Consider the following 20,223-nt stretch of genomic DNA (forward strand, 5'->3'; position numbering starts at 1 on the left):
AAAAGCTAGTTTTTCATACTCTTATATTCTTCTTTTAAATACCCAAATCATCTAAAAAACGATGTTACGTGAGGATGGATGTTCATTTTAATAAATATGTCATACTATAAGTTGATGGAAAAATCATCAGTATTCCACTCACTATAATTTTTTATCATCAAAGATGAGTTTTTCTGTAAAAAATCAAATGTAAGCTGTAATAATTCAAATAAATATTGCAATTTCAATGGTGATTGCAGGATTTAGAAGAATATTTTCATTCATCTTACATATTGATATTTAATAATATTTAATTAAATTTGATGCAGTATATCAATTATCATCAAAGCGTCACAAAGTTGTAACTTATTTGTCATATTATCTAATCAAAATGCAGTTAACCAAAGTACAACACTTGAATTTAAAAGAGTTGTAAATCAAATTGTATAAATGAGAGAAAACAGAATGCGCTTAAATCCACGTAATCTCGCAATTGCATTAGCTGTAACTGGGGCAACTGTAGCAACGACTGCAAACGCAGCTCGTGATACGATTCAAATTGCTGGTTCTTCAACTGTATTACCATACGCAAGTATTGTTGCAGAAGAGTTTGGTAATACTTTCCCACAATTCAAAGCACCAGTTGTTGGTTCTGGCGGTTCTTCAGGTGGTTTGAAGCAATTCTGTCAAGGTGTTGGCGATAACACAATTGATATCGCAAACGCATCTCGTGCAATTAAATCATCAGAAATTGATGCTTGTAAAAAAGCTGGCGTAAACAAAATCCAAGAAATCAAAATTGGTTACGACGGGATCGTTTTCGCATCTAACGTGAAAAAAGCTGCTTATAAATTAAAGCCATATCACGTATTTACAGCTTTAGCTGCTGAATTACCATCAAACGGTAAAATGGTTCCAAACCCATATACAACTTGGAACCAAATTGACAAAGCTTTACCAAACGAACCAATTACTTTAGTAATTCCTGCTTCTAACCATGGTACTCGTGAAGTATTCCAAGAGAAAATGGTTGATGCAGGTTGTGAAGCTTATGATTACATCAAAGGTTTAGACAAAGACGCGCAGAAAAAAGCATGTACATCATTCCGTAAAGATGGTCGTGTAATCGAAATCGCGGGTGACTATACAGAAACTCTTGCTCGTTTAAAAACATCTCCAAGTGCGGTTGGTGTATTCGGTCTGGGTTTCTATGATTTGAACCGTGACAAACTACGCGTTGCAACTGTTAATAACGTTGTACCTTCTGAAAAGACAATCTTGAGCGGTCAATACCCAGTTTCTCGTCCATTGTTCTTCTACGTGAAAGGCGAGCACTTAAAATCAATTAAAGGTTTACCACAATACGTAGAATACTTCTTGAACAAGAAAGTATCTGGTAAAGGTTCTAAATTAGAAAAAGCTGGTTTGATTGCAATGAACGATAAAGAGCGTGCAAAAATCCTAGCTGATTTCAAAGCTGGTAAATCAGTTAAATAAGTTTATTTGAAAACGGAGGCTGGTGAGACGTGTGTTCATCAGCCTTTTTGTCTAGCTAAGTTTTTTCAAATGATGAAAATTGAGAAAACAGTGGAGATTACATGAATCTGCTACTTATCGGTGTGTTGTTAGCCCTTGTGGCAATTGCATATCAAATCGGGCTGAGTAAAAGCCGTAACCTAGCAGGTAAGGGAAATAACTCAGTAACACTACATTCGCGTCCAGTGTATTACGGGGCGTTAGTTGCTTTGTGGTGTGGTATTCCTGCTTTTTTAATTTTGATGATTTGGAACTTGGTTGAACCGAGTGTTTTACACCATATTATTTTTAACAATATCCCAGCATCAATCAGTGCAAATTTAGATGAAGCTGGTCGTGATGTTTTAATTGATCGTGTCCAAGCGATTGCTTCTGGATTCGGGGTGACTGATCAACCAGCAGCGTATGAAGTTGCGGCAGCTCAACAACTTGCAAAATTCCAAACGATTGGGTCATTTGCAAAATTTGCAGTGGTTGTGAGTGTTGCTTTAGCTGGTTTGGTTTGGGCAAAACGTCATGTGAGCCAGCAATACCGTGCACGTAATCAAGTAGAAAAAGCAATTAATGTAGGTCTGATTCTTTGTTCAGGCGTTGCGATCCTTACAACGATCGGTATTGTTCTTTCAATGCTGAGCGAAGCATTGCACTTTTTCAAATTTGTAAGTCCAGTTGACTTCTTCTTTGGAACTGAGTGGGATCCAGGTTTTAGTACGACAGGAAGTGCAGAGGGAAGCTACGGCATCCTACCATTAATTTGGGGTACTTTAATGGTAAGTGGTATCGCGCTACTTGTAGCTGTGCCAGTTGGCTTAATGATTGCAATTTATTTAGCTGAATATGCATCTCCTCGTTTGCGCTCTTGGGCGAAACCAACAATTGAAGTGCTCGCAGGTATTCCTACAATCGTTTATGGTGTTTTTGCCTTAATGATCATCGGGCCATTCTTTAAAATGGTGGGTGAAACGGTTGGTGTAAATATCAATGCAACCAGTGCATTAACTGCTGGTTTCGTGATGGGTATTATGATTATCCCATTCGTATCTTCGTTATCAGATGACATCATCACACAGGTTCCGCGTGCTTTACGTGATGGTTCATTAGGTTTAGGTGCAACAAAATCTGAAACGATTCGTCAGGTTGTCATTCCAGCAGCGTTACCAGGGATTGTTGGTGCATTCTTATTGGCAGCTTCTCGTGCGATCGGTGAGACGATGATCGTGGTGCTCGCAGCGGGTAACAGTCCATTACTCCACGCAAATCCATTAGAAGCGGTGTCGACTGTGACGGTCACGATTGTTAAGCAATTAACAGGTGATACTGACTTTGCCAGCCCTCAAGCGTTGGTTGCATTTGCCCTTGGTTTAACGCTGTTTGTCATTACTTTGGGTTTAAACATTATTGCACTGTACATCGTGCGCAAATATCGTGAGCAATACGAATGAGTTCATCAAAGACATCTCCTTTGGATCCAAATTCATTTGATCCTCAAGTTGCTGCTGAACAACGTGAACAGCGCAAAAGTAAGATTCAAAGTTCTTTGGCAAAGCGTCATCGCAAAGAAAAGGCATTCCGTATTGCTGGCTTTTCAGCAGTCATGATTGGCCTTGCGTTTGTAGCATTGTTGTTTGGAAGTATTTTATCAAAAGGCTTGCCTGCATTTTGGCAGAGCAGTATCACAGTTCCAGTATATTTCGATCCAACAATTATTGATGTAGGCGCGAAACCTAAACAAACCGCAGGTGAGACTCCAGCGCATTTTGAAGAGCGTATGATCGCTTGGCAAACTGAAATGGGTATGGTTGATTGGGATGCGTTGATCGTAAATGGCATTGTTTCAAAAGACAAAGCATTGGAGTCTCAACGTGATTATCTCAGCGGCTTGTACACTAGCTCAGAGTCATATCGTCTACGTGATATGGTGTTGGCTGATCCATCTCTGATTGGAACTAAGAAAGACATTAAATTCTTAGCAGATGCAAATGTTGATGTATGGTTAGCGGGCAATATTGATCGCTCATTACCTGATGATCAACAGCAGTTAGATCCAGAAGTTCGTCAGATTGCAGATCAATTGAAAGCAGAAGGCATTATCAAGAATACCTTCAATACCAACTTATTCGTAAGTCCAGACTCTCGTAGTTCACCTGCGATTAGTGGTTTGGCTGGTGCTTTCATGGGGTCATTGTTCATGATGCTCATCGTGATCATCATTTCGATTCCAATCGGTGTTGCAAGTGCGATTTATCTTGAAGAATTTGCAGCAAAGAATGTGATGACGGATATTATTGAAGTCAATATTAACAACTTGGCTGCTGTTCCTTCGATTGTATTTGGTTTGTTGGGTGCGGCGATCTTTATTGGTTGGATGCAGTTACCCCTTTCAGCACCTTTAGTCGGTGGTCTGGTATTAAGCTTAATGACCTTACCAACTGTGATTATTACGACACGTGCCGCATTAAAAGCTGTACCACCTTCGATTCGTCAGGCTGCTTTAGGTCTTGGTGCATCAAAAGTACAAACCGTTTTCCACCATGTTTTACCTTTAGCTTTACCAGGTATTTTAACGGGTGCAATTATTGGTGTTGCTCAGGCATTAGGTGAAACTGCACCATTGCTTTTGATCGGTATGAGTGCTTTCGTTGCAAGTGTTCCAACGACACCACTTGATCAAGCAACTGCATTACCTGTACAAGTGTATTTATGGCAAGGTAATGAATTGCGTAACTTCTTTGAAGGGCGTACCGCAGCTGCGATTATTGTGTTACTTGCGTTAATGATTGGTTTAAACAGCCTTGCAATTTGGCTTCGTAAGAAATTTGAAGTGCGTTGGTAATAGAGGAGAGTACAATGAATACGATTGATATTATGAACGCCGTAGAAAAGGATAAGTCAGTGAATCCACAGCAAACAGAATTTACCTCATCTGAAGCGCAAGTTCAGCAATCTAATACTGCATTTGTCTCTCAGTTTGAAACGGCTTCATCAAACAAAAAGCCAAAAACAAATGAAGTAAAAATTAGCACTCAAGATGTTCATGTTTACTACGGTGAAACTGAGGCAATCAAAGGGATTGACCTTGATATTTACCAGAATGAAGTTATTGCATTTATCGGGCCGTCAGGTTGTGGTAAATCAACATTCTTGCGTACCTTGAACCGTATGAATGACACGATTGATATTTGTCGTGTGACGGGTAAAGTAACTTTAGATAATCAAGACATCTATGATCCAAGCCTAGACGTTGTATTGTTACGTGCTCAAGTGGGCATGGTGTTCCAGAAGCCAAACCCATTCCCTAAATCAATTTTTGATAACGTTGCGTATGGACCTAAACTTCATGGTCTAGCGCGTGACAAATATGATTTAGAAGAAATCGTAGAAAACAGTCTGCGTAAAGCTGGTCTATGGGAAGAAGTGAAAGATCGTCTAAGTCAGCCGGGAACAGGTCTTTCAGGTGGTCAACAGCAACGTTTGTGTATTGCGCGTACCATCGCAGTAAGTCCTGAAGTGATTTTGATGGATGAGCCGTGTTCAGCGCTTGATCCAATTGCAACAGCTAAGATTGAAGAATTAATTTCTGAACTATCTGAGCAATATACGATTGCAATCGTCACGCACTCAATGCAACAAGCAGCTCGTGTATCTGATCGTACCGCTTACTTCCATTTAGGTGATTTGATCGAAGTGAACTCAACTGAGAAAGTATTTACTCAGCCAGATCATCAGTTAACTGAAGCGTATATTACAGGTCGTTTTGGCTAAGATTATTTCAGTGATAAGAAGAGCCTTCGGGCTCTTTTTTTTATTGTATAAATGAAAATGAATCTATTTTTCAAAATCTCTATTGAATTTTTATTGAGCAGACCACATCTTAGACGAATAAAGCCGAACTTATAGAGCACTTACTTTATGTTATTCCATTTACCTAAATTTCCTGCTGAGATTCGTATTAGCCATTTAAATGCGCGTGTGAATGAACAAAGAAAAAGAATCGCGCAAACAACAGCATCTCGTTTGGAACTATTACAGCTTGTTCAGCAGCTTGCGAAAGAAGCAAAAATTCGTAAAAAGAATGATCAAAAAATCTATGTTCTCGATTTTAAAGGTGATGTTCAAGCTTCCGCTGTAGATACGATTCGTGAGGAAATTACCTTAATTTTAGCGACAGCAAAAGCGGGGCATGACCGTGTTGTGGTTCGTTTAGAAAGTCCTGGTGGAATGGTACATGGCTATGGTCTTGCAGCTGCTCAGTTAGTTCGTCTACGAGATGCGGGCTTTAATGTGACGATTTGTGTTGATAAAGTTGCTGCAAGCGGTGGCTATATGATGGCTTGTATTGCAAATGAAATCATTTCTGCGCCATTTGCTGTTGTTGGTTCGATTGGCGTCGTGGCTCAGGTTCCAAATTTCAATCGTTTATTGAAACAGCATAATGTTGACTTTGAACTTTATACTGCTGGCGAATATAAGCGTACAGTCACCATGTTTGGTGAAAATACACCTGAAGGTAAAGCGAAATTTGAAGAAGAGTTACAACAAACGCATTCTTTATTTAAGCACTTCGTTGAAAAATACCGTCCACAGTTAGAAGTAGCAAAAGTTGCAACAGGTGAGCATTGGTATGGTGAAGATGCACGCGAACTCAACTTGGTTGATAAATTACAAACTTCGGATGAATACATACTTAGCTTGCTACCAAAACATGATGTTTATGTGATTAATACGCGTAAGCGTCCGACATTTGGTGAGAAATTAGGTTTACAAGCTGCGCAAATGGCTGAGAATTTAATTCCAGCAGTGTTGGGGAAAATTACAGATGGATTGACCAAAGCAAATAGCAGTTTGGTTCAGCTACGTGATCCAAAACTATAATTCATCGTATGTTATTTAAAACCAGTCATATGACTGGTTTTTTTTATTTCGATAATTAAAGTATTTGAACAAATAGTAAATTAAATAAAGCTAACAAAATTGCGATGAACTGGATTGTCGTCCTATCTATCATTTGCTATTTTAATCGCGAGATTAAATACTTATATTTTCCATTAATTGAAAAATATCTAAAACTATAATTGATATGTGAGCATAATAATGACAAGAGTTGTCGTTTCATCGAAGAAAAATTTTACTGTTTTACAAGATGGACAAATGCAAGGTGTGATACTGAATCAACCATCCATTGTTCAAATCGGAGTTGCGCAAGGCGATATAAAATCGATCATCAAGCAAGGTAATGATCTTGTCATTACACTGAAAAATGGTGAGAAAATTATTATTAATGATTTCTTTAATGAAATGAACAATACGGAACATACGCTCGCAATTCCCCGAGAAGATGGTTCTTATGCAATTGCTGAATTTGACGCTGCAGGAAAATTTGTTCGCTATTCTCCTGCCACAGAATTAACGCAATTTGCTTCAGCCGAAGTTCCACCTCAAGCTGCTGAGCATTCAGATAGCAGTGATGATTTTGGTGTGAGTAAATCGCAGTTAGTAAAAGCAGGTTTGGTTGCTTTAGCTGCTGAAGGTATTTATCTCTGGGCAGTGAAGGATGATGATAACGATAAAAATAATAATGATAAATCGACAGATATTACTGCACCTGCAACCCCGACCGCTGTATTAGATGCCGATACACAAACCATTACAGGTAAAACAGAAGCTAAAGCTAAAGTAGAGATCAAAGATACCACAGGGAAAGTGATTGCGAGTGGTTACGCGGATAATGAGGGCAACTATAGTATTAAACTAGATAGCCCTTTGGTGAATGGAAATAAAGTCGCAGTTATCGCGATTGATAGTGCAGGTAATACATCTAAAGCAACAGTAGTTACGGGAACAAAAGATACGATCGCGCCTGATGCACCAAGTGCACAATTAAATGCAGATGGTACGATTGTCTCAGGTAAGGCCGAAGCGAATGCTAAAATATCAGTTTATGATGCAGATGGAAAATTATTAGGCTCTGTTAATGCAAATAGTTCGGGACTTTATTCAATTAAAGTATCACCGCCATTAACGAGCGATAAAGGTGGAACAGTAGTAGCGGAAGATGCGGCGGGTAATAAATCTGATCCGTCCAAAGTTTTTGCTGGGAAAGATACGTTAGCCCCTGATCAGCCATTGATTGAAGTAAACCAAGCAGGTACATCAGTTTTAGGTAAAGCTGAGGCAAATGCAAAAGTGCAAATCAAAGATGCTGATGGCAATATTATTGGAAGTGGTGTTGCAGATGCACAAGGGAAATTTCAAATCACAATTTCACCTGCATTAACTGGTGATCACAAAGGCTCTCTTATCCTTGAAGATGCAGCAGGTAACCAGTCTAAACCATTAGAAATTACAGCTGGTAAAGACACGATTGCACCAGAAAAAGCTGTAGCGCAGTTAAATGCGGATGGAGACTCGATCACTGGAACAGCCGAAGCAAATAGTAAAATTGAAATTCGCTCAGCAGATGGAAAAACTGTGCTTGGTTCAGGAACAGCAGGCGCAGATGGAAAATTTACAATCGACTTATCTGCTGCATTAACGGATAAGACCGTTGGGAAAGTGTATGTGATTGATGCGTCAGGTAATCGTTCTGAATCTACGGATGTGTTAGGAACGAAAGATACCATTGCACCGAACAAGCCTATTTTGCAGACCGTAACGGATGATATTGGAGATGTTAAAGGGAATATCTCGGCTGGCGGCTCAACAGATGATAGTAAACCTAGCTTGACTGGTCTAGGTGAGGCGAAAGCGACACTAACAATCTATGACAATGGACAGCCAATCGGAACAGTCACAGTGGGTGACAATGGAAAATGGAGTTTTAATATCACCCATGATTTAGCATTAGGCAGTCATACGTTGACTTTTACACAGACTGATTTATCAGGAAATACCAGTGAGATCAGTAACTCATTTAGTTTTAATGTGATTGCACCGACGACAATGAGTTCATTGCTGAGTAATGAAATGGATGCTGGAACTGAAAGTGCACAACAAATGAGTTTGGTTGATCATGTAGATCTCAATGGATTGCTGAGTCCACAATATGAAGCTACGCCGACACAGACAACTCAAGCAGTTACTGTCGATGAGTTATTAACTTCTTCGACTTCTAATACGAGTGAAATTGAAGACTTGCTTAATCAGTTGGTTTCTACCGAATCCTCGACTCCTCAAACTGATGGTAATATAAATACTAATTTGACGAATTTTGAGCAAACTCAAGTGGTGCAATCTGATCCTTGGGATGACCTTATGCTGCTACAGCATTCAATTGTTTAACTAAGAAAAAACGCTTATTTCTGAATAAGCGTTTTTTCTTTGCTGAGTTGGATGAAACCAATCAGGACTGCCCCAACTGTTGCAAGGAACATATCTTTGTGGGCATCCCACATGTCGCCTTGTTGACCATTATAATTTTCCGCATCTTCAGGCGATAATCCCATCGCAATCCACCATTCAATGAACTCATATATTAAGCTTGTTGCCATAACAAATTGTATGACCAAGAACAATAAAGCTCCTAGTTTAGCTGTGGGAAACCAAACTTGAAAACAACGATAGAATAAGGGATAGAGTAAAAATCCATATGCAAAATGGACAAAACGATCATACATATTTCTAGTCCATCCCATACTTTGATTTAAGTCAAAATGAAAAAGGGAATTGAACCATTCATTGTAGGGAACATAAGAGTAGAGGTAGTGTGCGCCAACAATATGAATAAACAAAAAGAGCAGGTATAAGCAAAAGCTATAAAAGTTAATGCCAATTTTTCGCATGATGACAAGCAATGCAATCAGCATGAAAACTGTACCTGCTTGATGCAATAAATATGAATCGAATTCTAAAGGATTAATACTTGCGATTATCGCGGTAACTAAAATGAGCATAAGAGCAATATAATGTTTTAAGCTCAATTTTTTTTCTATCATTTAATGTCCTAGATAGAGTTTGTCACTCTATTTATTCTCGTCAGACGCACCTATAACAATTTGTTCTTTAGCAGATGCGACTCCGCCAAGTGCCTGACAAGCTTGTTTATATAATTGATATTTTTGTTGTACTACTTCATCCAATGGGATGTCAAAGAGATCTTCACCATTTTTATATTGTTCAATATATGTCGTGGCCTTTTCTTTATTCACAGCAAGGGCTTGTTGGTGAAAATTGGTGATCGAAGACGTGGCTAACTGATTTGATTCGATATTGTTGCACTGAAAATTTTGTAAAATTTTCTCAGCACGTTTGACCTCACTAGATTGACCAAAAATACACGCTGTTAGGCTGAGGCATGTGACCAATAGGAGTAAAACTTTCATGGGGAATTATGTTGAGTTTGTAGATCGGCTCATTGTATCTAAAATCCTGCTATAAATTAAGTATTTATGTCTAACAGAACAACAATTGAAAACTTAATAGTACGTTAAGCTATATGCCCAAAATCTAAACAGTGTTTGTAAAGGGATAATAATAGCGTCTTTATTAGATTATGATCTTCTATTAGTGTTTGAAATATATCATTAATTTATTGATGCAAAATGAGTTTTAGAGTTATGCTAATCGTCAAGATTGTCAATAAACGCCATTATGCGATTTAAACACATTTTCTTTTTTTGTTTACTGTCCTGTCTAACAACGTTTGCAAATGCGGAGAACTATAATTTCTTTGCTGGATTTGAAGATGATTCTGAGGAAATGTTTGATGCTGCATATCCTGAAATGAAAACAGATTATTCAGTTTTGCATAATCAGCTTTTTCAAGATGAGAGGTGGCGTGTATACAACTATACTGCGTACCAGACCAATCAATTCAACCATAAGATGTTAACAGGTGATACTTCAAATCTGAGTTTGGATGATTTCTCGATCTCACTGGGCTACGGTATTGTCTATCAGCTTAACTCAAGCAACCGAATCGGCTATGAGTATTTGTCGAGCTTTCCGTTTGATCGAGGGCAACTCATTAGACTGTTTTGGCTAAGAATTTTCTAAGTAATTTTTTGGTATAAGCCTGCTCGAACTACACCTGCTTTAGTTTCTTTAATTTTTTGCCAAGATGCTGGTAGTTTGAGCTGTGATAATTCTCGATCTGCTTCAACGTAAATGAAGGCTTGGTTTGCAATCATCGGATCTGATAACTCAGCAAGTTCTTGCCATAAGTCTAAACTATAGGGTGGATCAAGAAAGACAACGTCGAAACTAAGATTCAGTTTCTTGAGCGCTTGTTGTGCTGTTGTTAGGTGTAGCTGACAATTCTCTGCTTTTAATAAAGCAATATTCTCTTTTAAAAATTTTGCTTGAGTCGTATTGGGTTCAATCATTACAACTTTGGCAGCTCCACGAGAAAGTGCTTCGAAACCTAATGCACCTGAGCCAGTGCAAAGGTCTAAAACCTGTGCATTTTGAATATCCCACATGAGCCAATTAAATAATGTCTCACGTACACGGTCAGGCGTTGGACGTAAACCGTCTACATTCGCAAAAGGTAAAGTACGACGCTTCCATTCCCCACCAATGATCCGTAATTGATTTTTCATTATTCAGTGACCTCATCAGCAGGTAAAGGAGCTGTGGTTGTTGATTGTGCTTGCACTGTAGATGCTGCTCCACCACTTGGTAGTTCACCCGGTTTAATCCCTGCTGTCATCAGGCCGCCACTGACTTGATGATTTGCTGGGCGAATCGGATTTTTCTTACGAGTAACAAGCCAGTAATCAAAAATTGGACGTGCGAGTTGAGCTGCTGAACCACCATGTTTACCATTTTCCCATACGACTGCGATTGCAATTTCAGGGTTATCTGCTGGAGCAAATCCAACAAATAGACCATGGTCCCATTGTCTTGAAGAAAGTGCTGCTTCGTTATAACGTTTCCCTTGGGCAATACTTTTAACTTGTGCCGTACCAGTTTTACCAGCAATTGAATATTGCAAACCGCCTTTAATTCCACGACCTGTACCAGATTGAATGACATCAACCATGGCATCGTGCATATTCATCCAATCTTGTGCGGTTCCATTAAATTGGATTTTTCCATCTGGTGCATTATGCACAGTGAATTGTTTTGCACCTTTGGTATCTCGTAATACATGCGGTGTGACATGTGATCCTTTGTTCGCGGTGATTGCAGTTGCCATAGCGAGCTGTAATGGTGTTGCTGTAAATGCACCCTGTCCAATACTGACGGAAATTGTTTCACCTTTTAGCCATTTGCTTTTACGAGTACGCATTTTCCATTGTGGACTTGGGTATAAGCCTGAACTTTCACTAGGTAGATCGACCCCTGTTTTCTCACCAAAACCAAATTGGCGCATCCACTCATTCATTTTTTCTATGCCCATACGATAGGACAAGATATAGAAATAAGTATCGCAAGAGACGACTTGAGCTTTATGTAAGTTGACTGAACCATGTCCTGATTTTTTCCAGTCACGGAATTTATGTGAATCCCCAGGAAGAGAGAAATAGCCGGGATCAGAAATAGCGGTATTCCAATCGACGAGTCCATAGTGAATCCCTCCTAGACCGAACATTGGCTTAATCGTAGAACCCGGTGGATAAGAACCTTGAACTGCACGGTTATAAAGTGGCTGATCTAAGTTATCACGCAGAGCGCTATAGTCTTTGGTACTGATCCCCGTTACGAATAAATTGGGATTAAAACTTGGACTAGAAACCAGTGCTAAAATTTCTCCAGTGCGGGGATCTATCGCAACAATCGCGCCGCGACGATCAGCTAATTGTTTAGCCGCAATGGTTTGTAAGCCATAATCTATGGATAAATAGAGATCATTACCGCGAACAGGATCTTGACGTCCTAAGTTTCTGAGCACATTACCATGTGCATCGGCTTCGACAGATTCATAGCCCGGTGTGCCGTGCAGTAAATCCTCATAGCTTTTTTCTGCACCAATTTTGCCGATAAGGTTAGTTCCAGCATATAAATCCTTATCGATCTTTTTAAGTTCTCTATCGTTAATTCGACCAACATAACCGATGACATGCGCAAATAACTCACCGTGAGGGTAGTAGCGAGTCATCTGTGTTTCGATTTTGACTCCAGGAAAGGCATATTTAACTTCACTGAACTTTGCAATGTCATTTTCAGTCAGGTTGAGCTTGATCGCGATACGCTCAGTTTTTCGAGCAGTTTTAACACGGCTGTTAAAACGATCAACGTCTTCTTGTGTCAGACTTAATATTGGAATTAGACGAGAAAGTGTTCCATCAATATCGGTGACATCTGCACGACTTAATGTTGCACTAAAAACAGGATAATTATCTGCAAGTAAAATACCATTACGATCGTAAATATAACCACGGGCAGGCGGAAGAGGTTGTAAGCGAATTCTGTTCTTATCTGATGCCGTTGTAAAATCATCGTAATGAACAATCTGTAAATATGCATAACGACAGATCAATAAAAGAAGAAACGTCATCACTAGAAAAATTGCAAAAAAGATTCGACCCCTATAAATGCGCTTTTCTTGTTGCATGTTTTTTAAAGGAAAGTGCTGTTTCATACGGAGTCGACTTAAATTACAAGATTGAAAGAGGGTATGGGTGACTTATTTTAACGTAAGTTGCATGATCATACTGTAGATTTTTCAATACTTCATATAAATGAAGCTGCGACAGTTTTTGACTTTGCAGACATTAAATTTGTAGGGTCTTGTATATTAGAAGCAAAATAATTCTGTTAAAGTCACAAACGGTTTGAAATAGGATTGTCCAATACGCACTCTTAAGGAAAATGGAGAGAATAATGAGAAAACTTTACCTTTTGCTAGCGGTTTTAACATGTAATGGTTTGGTGCATGCGGATGAAAATCCATATATGCCAGAGCCAAAATTAAAAGATGCTAATGTTTCGACTTGGAATATTGGTGCAGGTTTTACAAAAAAATTACTACATGCCAATTTAGAATGGGTTAATCCTTATGGTATTGCTTATGCAAAAGCTGGTGCATTTTTAAATGATGATAATCCTGCTGGTGGTCAAGTTGGTTTTCGCTATCCATATTATTTAACAGGCACTGACAAAAATGGTTATTACATTGGTGCTTATGCAGGGCATATTGAAAGTAAACAGATTGATGGTGAAGAAAAAGCACGTTTAGGAGCAGGTGTTGATTTAGCTTTTGTATGGCTAAACTCAGAGCGAATCAGCACTTTTAGTGTTGGGATTGGTGCTGGTGAGCGACTCAAGAATAGCCGTGGCGACGTAATTGAAAAGACAGAGCCAACGATTCAGTTTTCTTACACTTTAAGTTTTGGTCTATAGGAGATATTTGCTCTTTGTCCTGTTAGCCATAATGTATTAATAATTTTGAGAGTCATGCATGTTTGATTACGTCAATGAATTGTGGCAGATTTTTTTAAATCGACCAGACCATCTGGCGGTCTTAAGTATTATTCCTGTGACAGCCTTTGTAACTTGGGCTCACGTGTGGATGGCTTTAAAAATGGTGTTTTACCCAATTAACTTTTGGGGATTCCATTTAGGACCATTACCTGTAGGTTGGCAAGGGATTGTTCCACGTAAAGCTGGACGTATTTCAGGCATCATTACTGATAATACATTAACTAAACTTGGTTCATTGCGAGAGTTTTTAGAAGCAATGGACCCAGAAGATATGGCGATGATCATTGGTGAACAAGTTGGTTTTGAACTTGAGCACTTAATTGATGAAGTTATGATCGACCGTAATGCAGTGCTATGGGAAAATTTACCCTATTCGATTAAACGCCGCATTTATGCTCAAGCACATAAACAACTCCCAAATACATTAAGAGAACTTGTGACTGAGCTGACCATGAACGTCGAGTCACTTGTTGATATGCGTGAAATGGTTGTTCGCCAAATGGAAGGTGATCGCCGTTTAATGGTGCGAATGTTCCTCAAAGTTGGACAAAAAGAAATTAACTTTATTTGGCATATCAGTGCATTGATTGGGATGTTCTTTGGTGTTTTCCAAATGATTGTTTGGTTTGTAGTGCCTTGGCATTGGACCGTTCCATTTTGGGCATCGATTTGGGGTTTCTTGACCAACTGGATTGCAATTTGGATGGTATTTAACCCAATCGAGCCGCATTATATCCGTTATCCACAAATATTCCGCTTAACCAAAGACCGTAAATTCCCTTGGATTGTACCTGTTCTAAAGATCGGTACTTACAATGTACAAGGCGCTTTTATGAAGCGTCAGGAAGAGGTTTCGGATGTATTTGCGAGTGTGGTAACAGAGGACTTAATCACATTGAAGTCGATTATGACTGAAATGATGTACGGCAGCAAAAAAGATAAAACCCGTCGTATTGTCAAGCGCCATATTAATGAAATTATGGAAACTCCACTGGTTAGAACATCATTGCAACTATCATTGGGCCCTAGAGAATATGCTAGACTCAAGACCGACTTGATTGATCGTTCAATTGAAATTACTATGGGGCCAGTATGTGACCCAGCCTTGAATGCTAGTCGTGCGCAAAAGATCTTTCAAATGTTTAGAGACCGTATCCGTGAGCTAACACCGAAAGAGTTCCAAAACCTATTACGACCAGCGTTCCAAGAGGATGAGTGGATTTTAATTGTACTGGGTGGGGTAACTGGCTTTTTTGCAGGTTTAATCCACTTATTTGTAGCTTTCTTATAATTAATTTGATGTTGGTTGGGCAATAAGTCTGTATGATATTGCTCAATTAAAGATTTATTGTTTTTAAATGAGGATGTTCTTTATGCGCATTATTTTACTCGGACCACCTGGGGCAGGCAAAGGTACTCAAGCTCAGTTGATCTGTAAGCGCTACAATATCCCACAAATTTCAACCGGTGATATGCTCCGTGCTGCAATTCGTGAAGGTACTGATCTCGGCTTAAAAGCGAAAAGCGTCATGGAGTCAGGTGGTTTAGTATCAGACGAATTAATTATCGGTTTGGTTAAAGAGCGTATTGCTCAACCAGACTGCGTAAACGGTTGTATCTTTGACGGTTTCCCTCGTACGATTCCACAAGCTGAAGCATTAGAATCAGCTGGTATTTCAATTGATCACGTGATTGAAATTGATGTTCCTGATGAAGAGATTGTTCAACGTTTGTCTGGTCGTCGTCAACATCCAGCATCTGGTCGCGTATATCACATCGTTTATAATCCACCAAAAGTGGAAGGTAAAGATGACGAGACTGGTGAAGAGCTTGTACAACGTCCTGATGATCAAGAAGAAACAATCCGTAAGCGTTTAGGTTCTTATCATAGCGAAACTGAGCAACTTGTTGGATTCTACCAAGGTCGTGCTGCTTCTGGTGAAAATGCGCCAACTTACGATAAGTTAAATGGCTTACGTGCGATTGATGAAGTTCAAAAAGATTTATTTGCAATTTTAGATAAATAATCTATTGCTGTAAAAAGAAACCGCCGAGTATTTAGCAAGGCGGTTTTTTTTATAGCTGTAACTCCATACGACAAAATCTGTCGCTTATGCTAATTGATGTATATGCAGATAAAATAAAAAGCGTTATAGTTTGTGATGCTCATACTTCAAAATATTGAAAATAAAAAATTATTTTAAAGGGTTGCTTATGTTGTTGACGATTCAGTTCGATCAAGTAGAGCAGATTACTCCTGATGCAAGTTCGGCAAAATCTGCAAAAAAACTGGCAAAGTTCGAAGCTTGGAATAATATTTCAGGTTCTACTGATCAATGGATTTGGGGGGAAATTCAGGGGAGTGCGATTTATCAAAGTGCGATTTTTTTACCTGAATTGAAATGTGAGTGCAGTTGTCCGAGTTTTAAACGCCCATGTAAGCATGCCTTAGCGTTGCTGATGGTCTATACCGAATATCAGGATAAATTTAGTATTCAGCAAGATGATCAAGCCATTCCTGATCGAGTACAAAAATGGCGCGATAAAAAAAGTAAAGCCACTGAAAAAAAAGAAAAAGCAGTAGATAAACCTGTTGATGAAGCCGCACGCGCCAAACGACAATTGGCGCGTGAGAAAAAAATGGATGCGGGTATTGAGACTTTACAAACATGGTTGAATGATATTGTCAGCATGGGTTTAGGACGATTACGACAACAACAGCATGAAATGTTTCGTGATATGCAAAGCCGTTTGGTCGATGCACAACTCAATGGCTTAGTTAGTTATTTAGAAGAGTTTTCCAGTGCGTTATACCAAACCGATTGGCAACAACAATGTTCATTTTGGTTGGCAAAATTGAGTTTGGCGGTGCAATTATGGCAACACCGTCAGCAACTTGATCCAATGTTGCTGGAAGAAATGAAACAATTGTTTGGGGTGAATTTACCCAGTGATGCGTGGGATCATATTGCCGTACAAACGATCAATATCCATGCTGTGGGGCAAGTGACGCATGAGTTACTCAATACCCGTGGGCGTTATCGCCGTCAATGGTTATGGGATAGTCAAAAGCAATGTGATTATTTATTGATCGACTTTGAAATTCCACCCTATTCCATTTTTGGCTTGACCTTACCCCAGCAACAGCAACTGTCTGTGACGGCGAAATTTTATCCCGTGATCAGTCAACAACGAATACGTTTAGAAGAACAATTGGCAACTTTGCAACAAGGTAAGGTGGTGACCATCGCTCCTCAAGGTTTAACTGATTTTGAGCAGCTCTTTCAACACTATGCACATGGTTTAAAACAGAATCCGTTACAACTGATTCGTTTCTTTTGGTTGAATCAATTGCGTTTGGTTAAGCATGAGAAAAGAGTTTATTTAGTCGATCAAAATCAACACATGTGTGCCATCGAAGTGAAGCAATTTGTAGAGCTATGGTTTTTGGTTGGAGATGAACCCTTTAGTGCGGGGCTAGAGTGGAATGGTCTGCAATTGACCTTGGTCAGTATTTGGCAAGGAGAACATTTTCAATGTCTTTAACCCCATCTTATAATGCTTTTGAGCAACAATTGCGCTTAAAGTTGACCTTAGGGCAGCAGTTTAAACAAGTGATTCAATTACCCGAAGCATTAAAGAAATATGTGCCTGAGCAAATAGAATCATCACAAGATTTATTGCAACTCAATCAGTATTGGGTATTGATGAAACAAGCAGGGCATCAGGCCATGCCCATTTCTGATGCTATTGAGAAAAGTCTTGCGGCTGAGAAGCCGCAACTTGAGATACAGGAAAATGCTTTAGATGCGTCATTGCTACAGGTACTGCAATGGATTGTGGCACAAGAAGCTCCATATGATTATGCACTTTGGTTAGATCAAATTTTAAAATGGGCGCGACAGCAGCAACAGGTCATTCCTCGTTATTTGGTGCTACCCGTGCTATCGGTATGTCGCAATTCTGTGTTATTGGCACAGACCTTACCGCAGTTTGCCTTTCAGAGTGATGTGACCACACGAATTGATGAGGTCAAACGGGTATGGAAATATCTAAAGCACAATGATGCTGCACCCCTAATTCGGCATTTACTCAAGTTAAGGAGTAGCGATTGGTCACGGATGATGAGTCTGTTATGTACGCACTTGCCTGATTTTGTCAATCAGCATATCGCTGAGTTTTGGACACAATCGATTCAGAAAAATAGCTTACAACGACATGCTGAGCGTGTTGTCTCAATGCATATGTCCGTGACCAAATTTCCTCACTTATATGAATATGTGAAAAGCTTAGCGCCACAAAATGCAGCGACAGTACGACATAATGCAGCACTCAGCTTTTATTTATATGCGCAAGATAATGCCTTGTATCCAAACATGATGGTACTGATTGATTCATGTTTCAGTTATGAGGCAACAACCAGAAAAATTAATGTTCATATCAGCTTAGATCAAGATGATGCTTTGAACGATTATGGATTTTTTCATGGTGATGCAGATGTTGAAGAAAGTCGTCGAATTTTAAAAACCGCCTATCAAAGTGCTCAGGTGGAGCAAGCCTATCAAGCATTTATGCAAAGTGGTCACGGTGTTCGTTATGTACAGCAAATTTTAAAACAGTTGCCATTGCAGTATTGGTTCACTCTTTTGGGTGATTGGGATACTTTGCTGAATTTGCATAAATCACAAAAAGAAGCGATTTGGGCTGCTTTTATTGATTGCTGTTATCGGGAACAACGCGGTGATTTGGCGCGTTGGTTTTATCAACAGCAGGGGCAATGGTGTGATACTCACATTGCATGCAAGCAGTACGGTCAGTATGTGCAGCAGATTTTTAGTTTGCTTGATCAAGATGAGATTGGATTGGCATTAATTAGACAACAATTGCAACACTATGCCCAAAGCAAAGATTGGCTGCACTTTGAATGCGTTTGGCAACTGAGCCCAGCGTTGCACTTTGATCAAGTACTTACAACACATGCCTATACTTTATTACAACAGGCATATGCAGCATTGAATTTGCAGCAAGATCAAAAACAATTTGCAGCGTTAAAAGCACAAGCAGAGTGGCTGATTTTGCATGGCTATCCAATCCATATTCAGGCTTTACAAGACTTGTTTTCGACTTCGGAGTGGAAGCAGCTTGAGCGATTGAATCAATATAAACACACTTTGATTTAACATTAAACAATAAATAATTGAGTCATATACATGAGGACAATGATCATGACACAACAAGTTTTACGTGCCAGAGCAGAACAACAATTTTCACATGAGCTAGACGCATTAAAAGCACAGGATAGCTTGGCAAAACCACCTCAGTGGCAACTTTCACCGAAAGCCGTAGTAGATTATTTATTGGGGACAACTTTAGCTGACGGCACTGAAATTTCAGCCAAATATATTGGTAATCGCCGTTTGATGGAAATTGCCGTGGCGACCTTAGCCACAGATCGTGCCTTATTATTATTAGGCGTGCCAGGCACTGCAAAATCATGGGTGTCTGAGCATTTAGCTGCCGCGATTTCGGGCAATAGTGATTTACTGATTCAGGGAACGGCGGGCACTAGTGAAGATACACTACGTTATAGTTGGAACTATGCGCAACTGCTGTCTAAAGGGCCAAGTGAGGCAGCTTTAGTAAAAAGTCCCATGTTGCGTGCTATGCAAGAGGGCAAAATTGCCCGTGTTGAGGAGTTGACCCGTATTCCAGCAGATGTCCAAGATACACTCATTACGCTGTTGTCTGAAAAGAACTTACCTGTGCCTGAGTTGGGGCTGGAATATCAAGCGGTGCAAGGCTTTAGCGTGATTGCCACCGCCAATAATCGGGATAAAGGTGTGAATGAATTGTCTTCAGCCTTAAAGCGCCGTTTTAATACTGTGATTTTACCACCGCCAGCGACGATTGCTGAGGAAGTCGAAATTGTGCAGAAACGTGTGCAATCCTTGGGTAAAAGTTTGCAATTGCCAGAGGTGCAACCTTTGGACGCACAAATTCAAAAATTAGTGACGATTTTTAGAGAGTTGCGCCATGGGCAAACCTTAGATGGCAAGCAAAAACTTAAAACCACCACAGGAACATTGTCGACTGCGGAAGCCATTTCCGTGATGAGTCATGGTTGGGCAATGGCAGGGCATTTTGGTGTAGGTGATATAACTGATTACGATCTGGCAGCAGGTTTACAAGGGGCGATTTTAAAAGACCCTGTACAAGATGTGGTGCCTTGGAAAGAATATGTGGAAACGGTCATGAAGCAGCGTGAGGGATGGCAAGACTTATATCGTGCTTGTCGTGATTTAGAGTGATTTTCCCAATCATATTATCGCTTTATCTTCGCCTTTC

At 39.6% G+C, this 20,223-nt stretch carries 17 protein-coding genes; 13 read left to right on the top strand and 4 right to left on the bottom strand.

All coding sequences use genetic code 11. The features are described 5' to 3' along the window. Positions 1–444: 444 nt before the first annotated feature. From IO68_RS30285 to blp2, 6 genes are all read left to right on the top strand, one after another. On the top strand, positions 445–1,476 hold the full coding sequence (locus IO68_RS30285; RefSeq protein ID WP_023014004.1) for a substrate-binding domain-containing protein: 1,032 nt from the start codon (positions 445–447) through the stop codon (positions 1,474–1,476). A 101-nt stretch (positions 1,477–1,577) separates the two neighbouring features. Then, positions 1,578–2,957, top strand: a complete 1,380-nt coding sequence (gene pstC / locus IO68_RS30290) for a phosphate ABC transporter permease subunit PstC (protein ID WP_004880917.1) — start codon at positions 1,578–1,580, stop codon at positions 2,955–2,957. Next, positions 2,954–4,348 (top strand): phosphate ABC transporter permease PstA, encoded by a 1,395-nt coding sequence (pstA, locus tag IO68_RS30295; RefSeq protein ID WP_023014005.1) that lies wholly within the window; start codon positions 2,954–2,956, stop codon positions 4,346–4,348. The genes pstC and pstA overlap by 4 nt, the downstream gene beginning before the upstream one ends. Before the next feature lie 14 nt (positions 4,349–4,362). Further along, the gene (gene pstB / locus IO68_RS30300; protein ID WP_004880914.1) at positions 4,363–5,277 is read left to right on the top strand and encodes a phosphate ABC transporter ATP-binding protein PstB; all 915 of its coding nucleotides are present in this window, start codon (positions 4,363–4,365) and stop codon (positions 5,275–5,277) included. Between the two features lie 147 nt (positions 5,278–5,424). After that, complete coding sequence (gene sohB / locus IO68_RS30305) at positions 5,425–6,387, top strand: protease SohB (protein ID WP_004880912.1); 963 nt, start codon at positions 5,425–5,427, stop codon at positions 6,385–6,387. A gap of 219 nt (positions 6,388–6,606) precedes the next feature. Then, entirely contained in the window at positions 6,607–8,793 is a 2,187-nt protein-coding gene (gene blp2, locus IO68_RS30310) for an Ig-like repeat protein Blp2 (protein WP_023014006.1), read from the top strand. A 14-nt stretch (positions 8,794–8,807) separates the two neighbouring features. On the opposite strand, the gene IO68_RS30315 is transcribed toward blp2, so the two are convergent. Further along, complete coding sequence (locus tag IO68_RS30315; RefSeq protein WP_023014007.1) at positions 8,808–9,446, bottom strand: DUF2238 domain-containing protein; 639 nt, start codon at positions 9,444–9,446, stop codon at positions 8,808–8,810. A gap of 27 nt (positions 9,447–9,473) precedes the next feature. Further along, the gene (locus tag IO68_RS30320) at positions 9,474–9,833 is read right to left on the bottom strand and encodes a hypothetical protein (RefSeq protein WP_023014008.1); all 360 of its coding nucleotides are present in this window, start codon (positions 9,831–9,833) and stop codon (positions 9,474–9,476) included. A gap of 268 nt (positions 9,834–10,101) precedes the next feature. Here IO68_RS30320 and IO68_RS0117145 point away from each other — a divergent pair, with 268 nt between their 5' ends. After that, complete coding sequence (locus IO68_RS0117145; protein WP_004880903.1) at positions 10,102–10,506, top strand: hypothetical protein; 405 nt, start codon at positions 10,102–10,104, stop codon at positions 10,504–10,506. On the opposite strand, the gene rsmD is transcribed toward IO68_RS0117145, so the two are convergent. Beyond that, complete coding sequence (rsmD, locus tag IO68_RS30325; RefSeq protein WP_007483661.1) at positions 10,503–11,051, bottom strand: 16S rRNA (guanine(966)-N(2))-methyltransferase RsmD; 549 nt, start codon at positions 11,049–11,051, stop codon at positions 10,503–10,505. The two genes, IO68_RS0117145 and rsmD, sit on opposite strands and share 4 nt — an antisense overlap. Continuing rightward, positions 11,051–13,036, bottom strand: a complete 1,986-nt coding sequence (gene mrdA / locus IO68_RS30330) for a penicillin-binding protein 2 (protein WP_031234908.1) — start codon at positions 13,034–13,036, stop codon at positions 11,051–11,053. The genes rsmD and mrdA overlap by 1 nt, the downstream gene beginning before the upstream one ends. Positions 13,037–13,278: 242 nt before the next feature. Here mrdA and IO68_RS30335 point away from each other — a divergent pair, with 242 nt between their 5' ends. From IO68_RS30335 to IO68_RS30360, 6 genes are all read left to right on the top strand, one after another. After that, positions 13,279–13,797: a hypothetical protein gene (locus IO68_RS30335; protein WP_007483670.1), complete on the top strand. Its 519-nt coding sequence runs from the start codon at positions 13,279–13,281 to the stop codon at positions 13,795–13,797. 58 nt (positions 13,798–13,855) lie between these two features. Continuing rightward, entirely contained in the window at positions 13,856–15,169 is a 1,314-nt protein-coding gene (locus IO68_RS30340) for a hypothetical protein (protein WP_004880894.1), read from the top strand. Between the two features lie 82 nt (positions 15,170–15,251). Further along, positions 15,252–15,905, top strand: a complete 654-nt coding sequence (gene adk, locus IO68_RS30345; protein WP_004880892.1) for an adenylate kinase — start codon at positions 15,252–15,254, stop codon at positions 15,903–15,905. Between the two features lie 187 nt (positions 15,906–16,092). After that, entirely contained in the window at positions 16,093–17,424 is a 1,332-nt protein-coding gene (locus IO68_RS30350) for an SWIM zinc finger family protein (protein WP_023014010.1), read from the top strand. Then, positions 17,415–19,058 carry a hypothetical protein gene (locus tag IO68_RS30355; RefSeq protein ID WP_023014011.1) on the top strand — a complete coding sequence of 548 codons (1,644 nt, stop codon included), beginning with the start codon at positions 17,415–17,417 and terminating at the stop codon, positions 19,056–19,058. Before IO68_RS30350 ends, IO68_RS30355 begins: the two co-directional genes overlap by 10 nt. 45 nt (positions 19,059–19,103) lie before the next feature. Then, positions 19,104–20,186 (top strand): ATP-binding protein, encoded by a 1,083-nt coding sequence (locus IO68_RS30360; RefSeq protein WP_031234909.1) that lies wholly within the window; start codon positions 19,104–19,106, stop codon positions 20,184–20,186. The last annotated feature ends 37 nt before the right edge of the window (positions 20,187–20,223 follow it).

This window comes from Acinetobacter sp. COS3, from assembly GCF_000475335.1.
GTDB lineage: Bacteria > Pseudomonadota > Gammaproteobacteria > Pseudomonadales > Moraxellaceae > Acinetobacter > Acinetobacter venetianus.